This window comes from Hymenobacter latericoloratus, assembly GCF_014199535.1.
GTDB classification, from domain to species: Bacteria; Bacteroidota; Bacteroidia; order Cytophagales; family Hymenobacteraceae; genus Hymenobacter; species Hymenobacter latericoloratus.
Window position 1 is genome coordinate 45576 of sequence record NZ_JACHNV010000009.1, and the last position, 15431, is coordinate 61006.

A 15431-nucleotide genomic window follows, 5' to 3' on the forward strand; every position below is an offset into this window, starting at 1 on the left:
GGTGCAACGGGTAGCTACAGCAGATATCCGTCCGCCATCAGCGTAATCAAATTAATCAGCGCAAATCTGTGATTTACGAGCGTTTGGAGAAGTGCCCGGTCTGCGGGAAAACAGAGTTTCGCAATAAGCTGGTAGTAGAAGATAAGTCGGTGAGCAAGGAGAGCTTTGCCATTCAGCAGTGCGAGGCCTGCACGTTCCAGTTCACGAACCCCCGGCCCGATGCCGCCCACATCGGGCGGTATTATGAGTCCGACGAGTACGTGTCGCACAACAGCGGGGCAGGGGGGGTTATCAACCAGGCCTACAAGGTGGCGCGGTTCTTCACCATGCGCCGCAAGGTGGCCTTGGTAAACAAGCTGGCGCCGGGCAAGGGCCGCCTCTTTGATTATGGCTGCGGGACGGGCCATTTTCTGGCCGCGGCGAAGGGCAACGGCTGGCAGGTGGCGGGCTGGGAGCCTAACGAGCGGGCCCGGCAGGAGGCTGCCCAGCGCGTGGGCCACAACCTGGAGCTGCAGGCCGACCTGACCCGGTTTGCGGCCGAGTCGTTTGATGTCATTACCCTCTGGCACGTGCTGGAACACGTTCATGAGCTGAACGATACCCTGCAGCAGCTCATCCGGTTGTTGAAGTCCGACGGCACCCTGCTTATTGCCGTGCCCAACGCGGACAGCCTGGACGCCCAGCACTACCGCCAGGACTGGGCCGCTTATGATGTGCCGCGCCACCTCTACCATTTCACCCCTAAAACCATGATCCAGCTGCTGAAAAAGCACAAGATGCAGGTGAAGGAGGTGTTGCCCATGCCCCTGGATGCTTATTATGTGAGCATGCTCAGCGAAAAGCACCGCGCCGAGCGGGGCGGCGGCATGCTGACCGTGCTAAAGGCCGGCTACAAATCCAACCAATACGCGGCTACCCACGAGGGCCAGTATTCCAGCCTGATGTATGTGGCCCGCAAGCGGCCAGCGGTAGGGTAGGGGAGAGGCTACCGCTCTGTAGATAAGCCCGTTGTCGTTCCGGACTCCGTCCCACATCCGATCTACCCCGTGCAATTCCGGTGCGGGGCAGGGCCCGGAACAACAGTTTTCGGCCGCTTCGGCGTTATACGATTGTACCTTCGGTGTACCAACTCTGCGGCTGGCTTTACCCTGGTACTTCCTGCTTTGGAATAGGAGCATCAGGCAGCGGAAAGCCCTGCTCCGCGCACCCCTAAACATCCGCGATTCTCCTTTTTATGCCTCTACTTTCCCGGGCGCATGTGCTCTTTTTACTTCTGATTCCGGCCGGCCTTGGCGGCTGCGCGGCCATCAGCTCGCCCGAGGGCGGGGTGCGCGACACGATTCCGCCCAAGCTGCTGCGGACCGTGCCCGCTAACGGGGCCCGCAACGTAACCGGGCAATCGGTACGGCTGGAGTTTTCGGAGCAGGTACAGATCAAGGATCTGCAGAAAAACCTGATTGTGGCGCCCCTGCTGGACGAGAAGAACACCTATAAAGTGCGCGAAGACCGCACGGCCATCACGCTCACCTTTGATCAGCCTTTCGCCCCCAACACCACTTACTCCTTTAACTTCGGCAACTCTATTAGCGACATCACGGAGAGCAACCCGGCGCCGAAGGCCATGGTGAGCTTCAGCACGGGCGCTCAGCTTGACTCTGGCTCGGTGCGGGGGGTAGTAACGGATGTACTCTCGCAGGCGCCCTTCGAGAATGCGTCGGTAGTCTTGTATCCGGAAACCGACACTGCCAACGTGCGGCGCGGCAAGCCCTACTACCTGGCGCGCACCGATAAACAAGGTCGCTTTGAGCTGACTTATCTGAAGGAAGGCCGCTACCGGGCTTTTGCCCTGGTTGATAAAAACCAGAGCAACCGCTACGAGGAAGGGGAGCGGATTGGCTACCTCTCCAACCCGCTAACGGTAGGCCCCGCCACCGACAGCCTGAATTTTCGCCTGACCCGCCCCGATACGCGCCGGCCGCTCATCACCACCCAAAAGCCTAACCCCACGGACTTCCGGGTGTCGTATAACGAGGGGGTAGCCCGGGTGGAGCTGGCTCCTCTGGGCGCTGCCGCCCCCGCCCCGGCCCTCACCGAAGCCATACAAACGGCTGAGCAAGGCCGAACCGTGGTGCTCTACCGCACGCCCGCCCTGACGGAGGGCCGCTACCTGCTCACGGCCACCGACAGCGTGGGGAATACGGGCCGCGACACGGTGAGTGTGCGCTTTCAGGGCAACGCGCCGGCCCGCAAAGGCGCGGCGTACGTGGTGGAGGGTACCCCCCGCGAAGTGTACCGGCAGGGGCAGGTGAAATTCGTGTTCAAGGAGCCCGTACGACTGGTTTCAAACAAACCCATCGGGACGCTGGTGGAGGACTCGGTAAAGCGCCGTCCGCTCCGGCTACCTCAGGATGGCACCCTGTCCGCCGACCGCTCTACGCTGGCCCTGGCCCTTAATACCAATGCGCGGAAGAACATCACCCTTCTGCTCGACAGCACGGTTATCGGGAGCGTAACGGGGCAGAGCCTGGGCCTGAAGCCGCTCCGGCTGCGGGTCACGGAACAAAACACGACCGGCTCACTCAGTGGCCCGGTGCAAACCAAAGCTACCCGGTACTGGGTGCAGCTGCTGGATGCCAGCGGACAGGTGCAAACCACCCTCGACAGCCCCCGCGGTACCTACCGCTTCGATTACCTCTCGCCCGGCACTTACCGCCTGCGGGTGTTGATTGATGCCAATCAGGATGGCCGTTGGCAGGGCGGCGACCCGCAGCTACAACGGCAGCCGGAGCCCGTGTTTCTGTTTCCGAAAGCCATTGAGGTACGTTCCAACTTCGATAATGTAGAAACCCTAAGCTTTTAACTTAATCTGCCCGGCACCAGCGCCCGGCTCCAGCCTCTGGAGCCGGGCGCTGGTGTTTAAGGGGGTAGGGGCCAGGTCAGTCGCGCGCGTCAATGGCGGCAGTTGGCTTCGGTGCGGCCTGTTTTCCCACCGCTTCGCGGCGGCCAATGGTTATGCCCACCAGTGGGTGGGCTGGCTTGTTTCGGGTAGCCTGAGCCCGGGCTGCCCGCTAACGGCGGCCTGGCCGGTCGCCTGTTAAAAATCCTATTTAGCACTATATATAAAATAAGGCGCAAAGATATCCACATCTGAAATCAGGCTTTCCGGGGCCCCAGCTGCTTTTTCCACTTTGCAAGAAGACGAAATCCACAGAGTTTTCCACCATAATCCGCACAGCCTGCATAACCTGTGGATAACGATGGGGAAACCTGAGGATAACTCGTGGAGAACTTGCGGAAAAGTTTTTTTGGTGCTTTGGCTGGGCTGGCAGCTTCCCAGGCCAGTGCAAAGCTGGTGGATAAGGGTGGATAACTATCCCCCAAAAATGATACAATCCACACCCCAGTGTGGATGTGAATTGTGGATTTGTGTATAAGCTATGTGGATTGTTAAAAACCATTCTAACAATCAATAAATCAGCACTTTACTATCCACACCCCCTGTTGATAGAGCGTGCATAACTCCATTCTTGTGCACATGTTATCCCCGCTGTGCATAACTCTCTTTTTTTATCCACTTATACACAGCCCTAACGACGGGTGACAAAAGAGAATTTATTTAAAAAAGAATTTTAAAAGTTATTAACCTGTGGATAAGCGGGCCGACTTCCGTTTCCCCCTGAAGCCTCCGCCAGACGGGCGGCAGTTACCTGAGGGCGAACCGGCCAAGGGCCCGGCCGGGGGGTGGGGCAAACCAGTAAGCGTGAGCCAGCGCCCGACTAGCCTTCGGTGGAAAGCAGTAAAATCAAGCAGGATTGCCAAGGGAACGGCTCTGGCGGACCTTACTTGTTTATAACTAATGAGTTATCCACATAAAGGCGGCACTTTATCCACCGGTCGGCCTTCCGGACAGGAAAATGCACGGCCGCCGCGACGTGGGTAGCGTATAGGGGAGTCAACCCGCCTGCCCATGCCCTTCGACTATAGCCTCGATTTCCGCACCGTTGACTTCCGGCAGCAGCCTGAGCTGTATCGGGTGGGTAAGGGCGAGCAGGGGGTGCTGCTGGTACAGCCCTATAAAGGCGAGATTCTGCCCCACTGGCGCTTCCGGACCCCGGAGGTAGCCCGGGAGTCGGGGGAGAAGATTTACGGCCTGTTTGAGGCCTATTTAGAAGCTCAGGATTTTGTAGGAGCCGACATGGCCCGCAAGTTCCTGCAGATGGGCTTCACGCGGGCCCGGCGCTACGCCAACCACAAGGGCGGCAAAAAATACGACGGCCCCGTTCCCGACGACAAAAAAGGCCAGAGCGGCGCCCACGGCCGCCAGGAACTGCCCCGCACGCCCGAAGACCCCACCAAAGCGGCCGCGGCGGCCATTTTCAAGCAGCTGTGGGATAAGGCCAAGCAACACCCCGAGTATGTGCGCCAGCGCGCCGAGTTTGAGGCCCGCTACGGCAAATGACCCCGAGAAGCCTACCTTTACTTTCCCTGAACCTCTACCCTTTTAAAAACGGCTATGCAGACACCAGCCCAATCCTCCAGCACCGACGAAAACGAAATCACCCTCGGCATCGGCATGGGACCCCTCAAGTTTGGCGCCTCCATGGACGAAGTACGGGCCCTGATGGGCGAGCCCGAGGAAATTGAAGAGTCGGAAGATGATGATGAGTTCGAGCACCAGGCCTGGAACTACCTCGAAGAAGGCTACTCCCTGTACTTTGACCGCGAGGACGACTACCGCCTGAGCTGCATTGAAACGGACCACCCCGGCATCCGCCTCTACGGCGAAGCCATTCATGGCAAGAGCCCCGAAGAAATTCAGGACCTGATGAAGCGCCACGGCCACGAGCAGAGCGAGGTGGAGAAAATGGACACCGGCGAGATGCGTCTTTCCTACGAGAAAGAAATGATTGACATGTATTTCGATGAAAACGAGCTGCAGTTTGTCAACTTCGGCGTGTTTATCAACGACGATTTAGAAGTGCAGTGGCCCGCTTAACCTGAGTTATCCACAAAAAGCCTCGTTTTTGCTGTGGATAAGTTGATAAAGCACTCATAACCGGGAGTTTTCAACACCCCGTCCCAGATTGAGAGCTAAAATAGTTGGCAAGTAAATAGCCTTAGTTTTGCCCTCAAACAAAAAGGCCGCTCCGGATTCCGGAGCGGCCTTTTTGTTTTATTCCAAGAATAACTTAGGAAGGCATAATGGAGCGGAACAGCAGGAACAGGCCGCCCGCCAGTACCATCGTTACGGGCAGGGTGAGCACCCAGGCCAGCGCAATGTTGCGCACCATCTGAGGATTCAGGTTCTTGATGCCCCGGTTGGCTACCATGCTACCCGCAATAGCCGAGGAAAGTACGTGGGTAGTAGAGGAAGGGAGTCCGAAGCCCGTAGAGGCGCCAATCATGGCGGCGGCTACCAGCTCCGAGGAAGCGCCCTGGGCGTAGGTCAGGTGTTCCTTCCCGATCCGCTCCCCAATGGTTTTTACAATGCGCTGCCAGCCAATCATCGTCCCAATGCCCAGAGAAAGAGCTACCATCAGGGAAACCTGCCAGGGGGCATAGTCCGTAAAGGTGCGCATCTGGGCAATGCTGTCTTCGTACACCTTGCGGTCGGCGGAGCTGAGGGGGACTTTCTCGCTGGCCGTGAGTTTCTTGGCCCGGGTGTAAAGCAGCAGAATAGCCTTACGGATTTCAAAGCGGGCCTGCTCAGGAAGCTGCTTTACATCCGTTTTACCGGCAAAAATCTGGTCGAGGGTAGCGGTTTGGGTGCGCACTTCGGCCAGCAGCTTGCGGTCAGCCTCGCCCAGCTCCGCCGGGTTCAGCTTCTGCATTACCTGCTCCACGCGCGTAAGCGAGTCGCGCATATCCAGGGGGTTGAGCTTGGAGTTCAGGGCGAAGTGCACGGGCACGATGCCAATCAGAATCAGCATAATCAGGCCCACGCCCTTCTGCCCGTCGTTGGAGCCGTGGAAGTAGCTTACCAGCGTGCAGGTAGCAATCAGGACCAAGCGAATCCAGATGGGTGGGGGCTTGCGCTTGTGGGGCTCCTTAAAGATGGCCTTGTTACGCACGAAGCGCCGCAACAGAAACATCAGCATAATAGTCAGCGAAAAGCCGAATAGGGGGCTGATGAGCAGGGCGGCGCCGGTTTCGCCGGCTTTGCCCCAGTTTACGGCCGAGGAGTTGGAGCCCGGTAGCAGGGAGAAGGCAATGCCTACCCCCAGGATGGACCCGATAAGGGCGTGCGAGGAGGAAGAGGGTAGCCCGTAGTACCAGGTGCCCACGTTCCAGATAATGGCCGCCACAATCAGGGCCCCGACCATGGCAATGCCGTGGTACACGTTCTGGTCCACGAGGCTTTCCACGGGCAGCAGGTACACGATGCCCATGGCCACGCTGATACCGCCGGCAATAACGCCCACGAAATTCCAGAACGCCGACCATACCACGGCTACCCACGGCCGCAGCGAGTTGGTGTAAATCACCGTGGCCACGGCATTGGCCGTATCGTGGAAGCCGTTGACAAATTCAAACGCGCAGGCTGCCACCAAGCAGGCAATCAGCAGCAACAGCACATGAGGCTCTAAGCCAAACATAAGGGGGGGATTGGTGAAGATTCAGTTTCGGTAACCAAAGGTAGGACCGCCCAAAGGGGGCGCAAGATTATGAAATTGTTACCGGACCCACCGACAAGCCAGGCCATTGAGCGGCTAAACGCAAGAAGTAGCGCCGGGTTAGGGGGGCGCTTTTGATCTTCAGTAAATTATTGACGGGCAGCCGCTCTGGGCTATTTGTGCGCTCCGGGCTAGGGAGCAAGCTAAAGCTTTGGCTACTTTTGCCCTTACTTTATAGAGTTGAGCGCTTAGCGGTGAGAAGCAAGACCCGATTCAGTTGCGAAACCTGAACAGCCGGTACTGCTCTAAGCGCTCAGCTCTACTTTCTCACTTCTCCTATCCCATGAGCAACGAGCAGAAACCCGCCGCCACGGCCGAAAGCACCCTGGCCGATATCGTGTCGCACGCCAAGGAATACGGCTTCGTATTCCCTTCCTCGGAAATTTACGATGGCCTGGCCGCCGTGTACGACTACGGCCCCAACGGCGTGGAGCTCAAAAACAACCTCAAGCAGCTCTGGTGGCGGGCCATGACCCAGCTCAACCAGAACGTGGTGGGCATTGATGCGGCCATTTTCATGCACCCGCTCACCTGGAAAGCCTCCGGCCACGTCGATGGCTTCTCGGACCCCATGATTGACAACCTCGACAGCAAGAAGCGTTACCGCGCCGATGTGCTGCTGGAAGACAAAGCCGCCGAGTATGAGAAGAACGGCGAAATAGCCCGCGCCGAAACCCTGCTGGCCGAAATGGGCCGCCTGCTCACGGCCGAGGACCTGGCCGGCGTGAAGCAGCTCATCCTCGATGAGAAAATCATCTGCCCCGTTAGCAAAACCGGCAACTGGACCGACGTGCGCCAGTTTAACCTGATGTTCTCGACCCAGGTAGGGGCCGTGGCCGACGACTCCAGCAAGATTTACCTGCGCCCCGAAACGGCCCAGGGCATCTTCGTCAACTTCCTGAACGTGCAGAAGTCGGCGCGCCAGAAGGTGCCGTTTGGTATTGCCCAGATTGGTAAGGCTTTCCGCAACGAGATTGTAGCCCGTCAGTTCATCTTCCGCATGCGGGAGTTCGAGCAGATGGAAATGCAGTTCTTCGTGCGCCCTGGCACCGAGGGCGAGTGGTACCAGCAGTGGAAGGAAACCCGCCGCCGCTGGCACGAGGCCCTGGGCCTGCCCGCCGATAAGCTCCGCTTCCACGACCACGACAAGCTGGCCCACTACGCCAAAGCCGCCGTCGATATCGAGTATGAGTTTCCCTTCGGCTTCAAGGAAATTGAGGGCATCCACTCCCGCTCCGACTTCGACCTGATGCAGCACCAGACGCTCAGCCGCAAGAAGCAGCAGTACTTCGACAACGACGTAAATCCCGAAACCGGCAAGCCCTACGGCAACTACGTGCCCTACGTGGTAGAAACCTCGGTGGGCGCCGACCGCCTGTTCCTGGCTACGCTCTGCCAGGCCTACCAGGAGGAAACCATTACGGAGGGCGAAGGCGAGAAGCAGCAAACCAAAACCCGCAAGCTGCTGCGCCTGCACCCGGCCGTGGCCCCTATTAAAGCCGCCATCTTCCCGCTGGTGAAAAAAGACGGCCTACCCGAGAAAGCCAACGAAATCTACAACGCCCTGCGCCACGACTTCCGGTTGGTGGTAGAAGAAAAGGACTCCATCGGGACGCGCTACACCCGCCAAGACCTCATCGGCACGCCCTTCTGCATTGCCGTGGATCATCAGACCCTGGAGGATAATACCGTAACGGTCCGCCACCGCGACTCCCGCGAGCAAACCCGCATGCCCATTGCCGAACTGCGCGGCTACATCGGCGAGGCCGTGAGCCTGTCGCGCATTTTCGAAAAGCTGTAAGCGCACAACGTGTTGAAAACAGAAAGGCCGCCGGAGCAATCCGGCGGCCTTTCTGTTTATACGGCTGAAATTTGCTACCCCCTAGTTTTCGCTTAACCAAGTGGTAGCGTCGTGGTGGGAGGTGAAGTAGTTGAACTCGACTTGGGCCGGGGTTGGGGGGTAGGAGGCCAGGGCGCTGCCAATCTGGTAGCGGTATTGCCCCTCCGATACCACCGCCGCGATGAATAACGGGCGCGGCAACTGCTCCGGAAGCATAGCAGCGAGAGGGTGTAGCAGCTCGGCTTCCTCAGTCAGGGAAACATTATGCTTCAGGTCCAGGAGCAGCTTGCCCACGTTCTGGGCCAGCATGGCTTCCAGGGCCTGCTGGTAGGCCTGCCCGAACGAGACGCTGGAGCGAGTAGCCGTGAAGTTAAGATGCAGAATGTCAGAGGCCGGATGGTAGGTGATGGACACATCCGAGGAGTTAGGTAAGGTCATTGTTAAAGAAAAATAACAAGCAATGCCGGGTAAAGTACAAATAATGGATACCGCAACGCACTGATGTTACGTTGTTTACGCGGCAGGTATCATGAAATGTTTCCTATATTCAGAACAAAAAATGAAATAAGCAACTAATTGGCTCAGACTGAGCCGTAACCCGTGGCGCGGGTTAATACTGGAGTGGCACCGGATAGCTGCCGGGGGTTGCGTACCTTTGCTGCATTTTAGCAGCCTATGTGGAGAAACCTCGCCCTGTTCGTCATTAAGAACCGCCGCCTGCTGATCGGGCTGCTGGCCATTATCACGGTGTTTATGGCGTGGGAAGCTCGCAAGGTGCAGATGACCTACGATTTTGCCCAGGTAGTAGCCCCCGACGACCCCGACATGGTGTACTTCCAGCAGTTCAAGCGGCAGTTTGGCGAGGATGGCAACGTGCTGGTGCTGGGCATGCAGGACAGCTCGGTGTATGAGCTGAAAAACTTCAACGAGCTGCGCCGCCTGACCGATACGCTCAGCAAGGTGCAGGGCGTAAATGGGGTGCTGGGCGTCACGCGCCTACCTCGCCTGGTGAAGGATACCGCCACCCAGACCTTCCGGGCCGAGCCTATTTTCCGTAATTTCCCCGAAACGCAGCCCGAACTCGACTCGCTGATGCGGGTGGTCAACTCCCAGGAGTTCTATAAGGGCCAGTTGATTTCGCCCACCACCGGGGCCACGCTGCTGGCCCTCACCATGGACCCCAAGTACCTGAACTCCAGCCGGCGCGAGGCCGTGATGCAGGAAATTCTGGGCCACGCTGAGCGGTTCCAGGCGAAGACCGACATTAAGATGCACTACGCCGGCCTGCCCTACGTGCGGGCCACCATGACTACCAAAGTAGCCTCAGAAATGAAGCTGTTCGTGGCCCTGACCATTGTGATGATGGCCGCGACCCTGCTCATGTTCTTCCGGACGTGGTCGGCGGTGGTGTTTCCGCTCCTGATTGTGCTGATTGTGGTGACGTGGTGCATCGGGAGCATGGTGCTGCTCGGTTACAAGATCAACCTGCTGACGGGCCTGATTCCGAGCATCATCATCGTTATCGGCATCCCGAACTGCACCTACCTGCTCAGCCGCTACCACTACGACTACCGCAAATCGGGCAACCAGGTGCTGGCTATGGCGCGGGTGGTGCGTAAAATCGGGCTGGTAACGCTCATGAACAACACCACCACGGCCATTGGCTTCGTGGTGTTCTGCTTCACCAACATTGCCATTCTGTACCAGTTTGGGCTGGTGGCTACTCTCAATATTTTCGTGGCGTTTGCGGTGTCGTTTATCCTGATGCCCATCATCTTCACCATTCTGCCGCCGCCTACCCCCAAGCAGCTGGAGCACCTAGAGGCCAAGCCCCTGACCAAGCTGCTGGAGTTCTTCGATTACCTGGTGCTGGAGCGCCGGCGCACGGTGTACCTCACGGCCCTGGCTTTGCTGGTGCTGGCCTCGTTTGGGGTAACCAAGGTGAAATCGGTAAGCTACATGGTGGATGATCTGCCCAAGGATTCGTCGGTGAACTCCGATCTGAAGTTCTTCGAGCAGCACTTCAACGGCGTAATGCCTCTGGAAATGGTGGTGGATACCGGCCGCCCCAAGGGCCTGCTGAAGCTCAAAAACCTGGAGCGGATTGACCGGCTGGAGAACTTCCTGCGCACCCAGCCCGTGCTGACTACCCCCGTTAGCGTAGTGACTTTCCTGAAAGCCTCTACGCAGGCCTTCTACAACGGCAACCCCGAGTTTTACCGCCTGCCCGATAACTCCGAGAAGAACTACGTGTTTAGCTACCTGGCCCGCTCCCAAAGCACGGAGGGCTCGGAGGGCCAGCTGACCAGCAAGCTGCTGCGCTCCTTCACCGACAGCAGCATGCAACAGGCGCGCATCTCGCTGAAAATTGCCGACGTAGGCTCGCACAACCTCGATACGCTGATTAACAACCGTATCAGACCGGAAATCGACCGGATTTTTAAGGGTACAGACCTGAAGGTGAAGCTGACAGGTACCACCATTATCTTCACCAAAGGCAACGAATACCTGATCGGGACGCTTAAAACCAGCCTCTGGCACGCCTTTCTGCTGGTGGGCGTGGTCGTGCTCATCCTGTTCCGCAGTATCCGGGCGGTGTTCTTCACCCTGCTGCCCAACTTCTTCACCCTGCTGCTCACGGGCGGTATTATGGGCTACTTCGGTATCCCGCTCAAGCCCAGCACGGCCCTTATTTTCAGCATCGCGCTGGGTATTGACGGCGACAACTCCATTCACCTGCTGGCCAAGTTCCGGCAGGAAATGGCCGCCAACGGCCGCCGGGTGAAGGCCGCCATTACCACCACGCTGTCGGAGGCCGGCACCAGCATGATTTACACCAGCATTGTGCTGTTTCTGGGCTTTTCGGTGTTTGCCTTCTCGGAGTTTGGCGGCACCAAGGCCCTGGGCCTGCTCATGTCGGCCAGCCTGCTGATAACCAACTTCTCCAACCTGATTCTGCTGCCCTGCCTGCTCGTTACCTTTGAGCACGGCAAGGACGAAGACGTTATCGACCAATCGGGCATCAAGCACTACGACGACAACTACCACGAGGAAGACGACGACCTGGAGCTCAACCTCAGCCGGATGAAGGTACAGCCCAAACTGAACGGCTAAGACCAATCTAATCATCTGTCATCCTGAGCCCAAGCGAAGGACCTTATCACGAAAGAACAACCTTCGTCAGAATCGTTCTAGTCCAGGCGTTTCGGCGTGATAAGGTCCTTCGCTTGGGCTCAGGATGACAAACGAATTTGCCTAAGATCCCCACTGATCATATGAACTACCCCGAATACAAGCAGCCGCTCAACTACGGCCAGGTTGGTACCGATATCCTGGCGTGGTGGAAGCAGAACGGCATCTTTGAGAAAAGCGTGAGCACCCGCGAGGGGCAGCCCACCTTCGTATTTTATGAAGGCCCGCCCTCGGCCAACGGCGCCCCCGGCATTCACCACGTCATGGCCCGGACGGTGAAGGACATCTTCTGCCGCTACCAGACGCTGCTGGGCAAGCAGGTGTCGCGCAAAGGTGGCTGGGACACCCACGGCCTGCCCATTGAGCTGCAGGTAGAAAAGGAGCTGGGCATCACCAAGGAGGATATCGGCAAGAAAATCAGCATTGAGGAGTACAACCAGCGCTGCCGCGAAACCGTGATGCGCTTCAAGGCCCAGTGGGACGACCTCACCGAGAAAATGGGCTACTGGGTGGACCTCTCGGACCCCTACATCACCTTCGAGCCCGAGTACATTGAAAGCTGCTGGGCCCTGCTCAAGAAGCTCTACGACAAGGGCCTGCTCTACAAAGGCTACACCATTCAGCCCTACTCGCCGGCCGCCGGCACTGGCCTAAGCTCCCACGAGTTGAACCAGCCCGGTACCTACCGCGACGTGAAGGACACGACCATCGTGGCCCAATTCCAGGTGAAGCGGGACGAGAAGTCGGAGAAGCTGTTTGTAGGAACTGACGACGCGGCTGAGACCTTCATTCTAGCTTGGACGACGACGCCTTGGACGTTACCGGCCAATACAGGATTAGCAGTAGGCAAGAATATTCCCTACGCCGTAATCCGTACTTTCAACCCTTATACATATGAGCCAATTGCAATTGTCTTAGCTCGTGCTCTAGTTGATAAATACTTTATAAATCTGCCTTTCTCGAAACAGATTGAGCAGTACGACAGTGAGCCAGAGTTGAATATTGAACTCGTAAAAGATTGGATCTTCAACGGTAAATCTGGTATCACTGCTGAGCAGGCCAAGTCTTATATCCGTCCATCGGAGAGTTATAAGCGGCAAATGCCTTATGAAATAGTAAAAGAGTTTACCGGGGCTGACCTCGTGGGCATCCGCTACGAGCGGCTATTCGGGCAGGACAAAGGCTATCCGGCGTTTGAGGGCGAGGAAAACGCCTTCCGCGTTATCAATGGAGACTTTGTAACCACCGAAGACGGTACCGGCATCGTGCACATCTCGCCCACGTTTGGCGCCGATGACTTCCGGGCTGCTCAGCTGGCCGGCGTGCCTGCTTTGCTGGTAGCTGATGATGAAGGCAAGCTGGGCCCAGTAGTTGACCGCACCGGCCGCTACGTGGCCCAGATGGGTGAATTCGGTGGCCGCTGGGTGAAAAACTACGATGGCCACGACGATTCTGGTGCTGACTACAAGACCCTCGACGAAAGCATTGCCATCCGCATGAAAGGCGACGGCACGGCCTTCAAAGTGGAGAAGTACGAGCACACCTATCCCCACTGCTGGCGCACCGACAAGCCTGTACTTTACTACCCCCTGGATTCCTGGTTTATCAAGACCACGGCGGTGAAAGACCGGCTCATCGAGCTCAACAAAACCATCAATTGGCAGCCCGAAAGCACCGGCACCGGCCGCTTCGGCAACTGGCTGGAAAACCTGGTGGACTGGAACCTGAGCCGCTCGCGCTACTGGGGCACGCCCCTACCCATCTGGCGCACCCAGGATGGCTCGGAGGAAATCTGCATCGGCAGCATTGCCGAACTGAGCGCCGAAATCGACAAGGCCGTGGCGGCCGAGGTGATGACGCACAACCCCATTGCCACCGGCGAAATGACCGATTTGCACCGCCCGTACGTGGATGATGTGTTCCTCGTGTCGCCCAGCGGGCAGCCCATGTATCGCGAGACTGACCTCATTGACGTGTGGTTTGACAGCGGCGCCATGCCCTACGCCCAGTGGCACTACCCCCTCGAAAACCAGGAAATCTTCCGGAAGAATTTCCCGGCTGACTTCATTGCCGAAGGCGTGGACCAGACCCGCGGGTGGTTCTTCACCCTGCACGCCCTGGCCGTGATGCTGGAGGATTCGGTGGCCTACAAGAACGTGATGGCCAACGGCCTGGTGCTGGATAAGAACGGCAACAAGATGAGCAAGCGCCTCGGCAACGCCATCGACCCGTTTGCGACCATCAACCAGTTCGGGCCCGATGCTACGCGCTGGTACATGATTGCCAATGCCCAGCCCTGGGACAACCTGAAATTCGACCTGAACGGCATCACGGAGGTGCAGCGTCGCTTCTTCGGCACGCTGTTTAACACCTACTCGTTCTACGCCCTCTACGCCAACCTCGACGGCTTCCAGGCCCGCGAGTTTGACCGGGTGCCCTACGAAGACCTGACCGAGCTGGACCGCTGGATTCTGAGCAAGCTGCAGTCGTTGATTGTGGAGGTGCGCGGCCATTACGACAGCTACGACCCCACGAAGGCCGCCCGCGCCATCCAGGATTTCGTGACCGATCAGCTCTCCAACTGGCACGTGCGCCTCTCGCGCCGCCGTTTCTGGAAGGGTGAGCTGACCGCCGACAAGCGCGCCGCCTATGAAACCCTGCAGGAGTGCTTGGTGGTAGTGGCCCAGCTCATGGCTCCCATTGCGCCCTTCTTCGCCGAATGGCTCTACAAGAACATGACCGACGGCATGCGCGCGGAAGCGGTGGCGAAGAACACGCCGCTGGCTCCTGAATCGGTGCACCTCACGCTGCTGGTGCAAGCCGAGGAAAACCGCATCGATAAGGCTCTGGAGGAGCGTATGGACCTGGCCCAGCGGATTTCTTCGCTCACGCACTCCCTGCGGAAGAAGTCGGTGCTGAAGGTGCGCCAGCCCCTGCAGCGCATCCTGGTGCCGGTGTTCAACGAGACGACCCGCGAACAGGTAGGTAAGGTGGAAGACCTGATATGCGCCGAGGTAAACGTGAAGCACGTGGAGTTCCTCGACGATACCAGCGGGGTGCTGGTGAAGTCGGTGAAGCCCAACTTCAAGCGCCTGGGCCAGCAGTACGGGGCCAAGCTGAAAGCCGTGGGGGCCCGCATCCAGCAGATGACCCCCGAGGAAATCAGCACCCTCGAAAAGACCGGCCAGCTGGCCGTGGAAATCGACGGCGAAGCCTACACCCTGGCCCCCGACGACGTGGAAATCCGCACCCAGGACCTGCCCGGCTGGCTGGTTGCCACCGACGGCCCCCTTACTGTGGCCCTCGACGTGACCCTGACCGAGGAGCTGCGTCAGGAAGGCGTAGCCCGCGAGCTGGTGAACCGTCTCCAGAACCTGCGCAAAGACAGCGGCCTGGAAGTGCAGGACAAAGTACGTGTGACCCTGGGCCTGCAGCCGGAGCTGCAAGCCGCCGTGCAATCCTTCGGCGACTACATCCGGGAGGAAGTGCAGGCTCTGGCCCTGGATTTCTCCCCTGATCTGAACGGTGGTTCGGTACTGGAATTCGATGAGTACACCGTGCCCGTGCAGTTGGAAGTAGCAACTGTCTGATGCTGAGATGCCAACCGATCTTACGAAAAGGTCGGTTGGCACACTAGCGCACAAAGCATTCTGCGGCCTCCTTCCTGTGGTTCAAAAGGGCACAAAAAGCATTCAGAATACATACCAGCAGCGTAATAGCTGGCC

9 protein-coding genes are annotated in these 15431 nt (G+C 58.2%); 7 read left to right on the top strand and 2 right to left on the bottom strand.

Annotation, left to right across the window (positions count from 1 at the left end):
- Positions 1–68: 68 nt before the first annotated feature.
- The 4 genes from GGU46_RS19630 (at position 69) to GGU46_RS19645 (ending at position 4996) form a co-directional block, all read left to right on the top strand.
- Positions 69–977, top strand: a complete 909-nt coding sequence (locus GGU46_RS19630; RefSeq protein ID WP_183405266.1) for a class I SAM-dependent methyltransferase — start codon at positions 69–71, stop codon at positions 975–977.
- Between the two features lie 281 nt (positions 978–1258).
- Positions 1259–2860 carry an Ig-like domain-containing protein gene (locus tag GGU46_RS19635; RefSeq protein ID WP_183405267.1) on the top strand — a complete coding sequence of 534 codons (1602 nt, stop codon included), beginning with the start codon at positions 1259–1261 and terminating at the stop codon, positions 2858–2860.
- A gap of 1107 nt (positions 2861–3967) precedes the next feature.
- On the top strand, positions 3968–4459 hold the full coding sequence (locus GGU46_RS19640) for a DUF4385 domain-containing protein (RefSeq protein ID WP_183405268.1): 492 nt from the start codon (positions 3968–3970) through the stop codon (positions 4457–4459).
- Positions 4460–4513: 54 nt separating this feature from the next.
- Complete coding sequence (locus GGU46_RS19645) at positions 4514–4996, top strand: hypothetical protein (RefSeq protein WP_139925078.1); 483 nt, start codon at positions 4514–4516, stop codon at positions 4994–4996.
- Between the two features lie 193 nt (positions 4997–5189).
- Here GGU46_RS19645 and GGU46_RS19650 read toward each other — a convergent pair whose 3' ends face one another.
- Positions 5190–6596 (bottom strand): inorganic phosphate transporter, encoded by a 1407-nt coding sequence (locus GGU46_RS19650; protein WP_183405269.1) that lies wholly within the window; start codon positions 6594–6596, stop codon positions 5190–5192.
- Positions 6597–6957: 361 nt separating this feature from the next.
- Between GGU46_RS19650 and GGU46_RS19655 the strand changes: the two genes are divergently transcribed.
- Positions 6958–8475 (top strand): glycine--tRNA ligase, encoded by a 1518-nt coding sequence (locus GGU46_RS19655; RefSeq protein WP_183405270.1) that lies wholly within the window; start codon positions 6958–6960, stop codon positions 8473–8475.
- An 81-nt stretch (positions 8476–8556) separates the two neighbouring features.
- Here the strand turns inward: GGU46_RS19655 and GGU46_RS19660 are convergent, their stop codons facing one another.
- Positions 8557–8952: a hypothetical protein gene (locus GGU46_RS19660; RefSeq protein ID WP_183405271.1), complete on the bottom strand. Its 396-nt coding sequence runs from the start codon at positions 8950–8952 to the stop codon at positions 8557–8559.
- A 237-nt stretch (positions 8953–9189) separates the two neighbouring features.
- Here GGU46_RS19660 and GGU46_RS19665 point away from each other — a divergent pair, with 237 nt between their 5' ends.
- Both GGU46_RS19665 and ileS read left to right on the top strand, forming a co-directional pair.
- Positions 9190–11628, top strand: coding sequence for an efflux RND transporter permease subunit (locus GGU46_RS19665; protein WP_183405272.1), 2439 nt, complete (start codon positions 9190–9192; stop codon positions 11626–11628).
- A gap of 161 nt (positions 11629–11789) precedes the next feature.
- Positions 11790–15296: an isoleucine--tRNA ligase gene (ileS, locus tag GGU46_RS19670; protein ID WP_183405273.1), complete on the top strand. Its 3507-nt coding sequence runs from the start codon at positions 11790–11792 to the stop codon at positions 15294–15296.
- Positions 15297–15431 lie beyond the last annotated feature (135 nt).

What these genes read in the sequence shown, in the direction of transcription:
- GGU46_RS19640 (WP_183405268.1), top strand. Translation starts at nt 3,968, where the DNA reads ATGCCCTTCGACTATAGCCTCGATTTCCGCACCGTTGACTTCCGGCAG.
- GGU46_RS19645 (WP_139925078.1), top strand. Translation starts at nt 4,514, where the DNA reads ATGCAGACACCAGCCCAATCCTCCAGCACCGACGAAAACGAAATCACC.
- GGU46_RS19650 (WP_183405269.1), bottom strand. Translation starts at nt 6,596, where the DNA reads ATGTTTGGCTTAGAGCCTCATGTGCTGTTGCTGCTGATTGCCTGCTTG.
- GGU46_RS19655 (WP_183405270.1), top strand. Translation starts at nt 6,958, where the DNA reads ATGAGCAACGAGCAGAAACCCGCCGCCACGGCCGAAAGCACCCTGGCC.
- GGU46_RS19660 (WP_183405271.1), bottom strand. Translation starts at nt 8,952, where the DNA reads ATGACCTTACCTAACTCCTCGGATGTGTCCATCACCTACCATCCGGCC.
- GGU46_RS19665 (WP_183405272.1), top strand. Translation starts at nt 9,190, where the DNA reads ATGTGGAGAAACCTCGCCCTGTTCGTCATTAAGAACCGCCGCCTGCTG.
- ileS (WP_183405273.1), top strand. Translation starts at nt 11,790, where the DNA reads ATGAACTACCCCGAATACAAGCAGCCGCTCAACTACGGCCAGGTTGGT.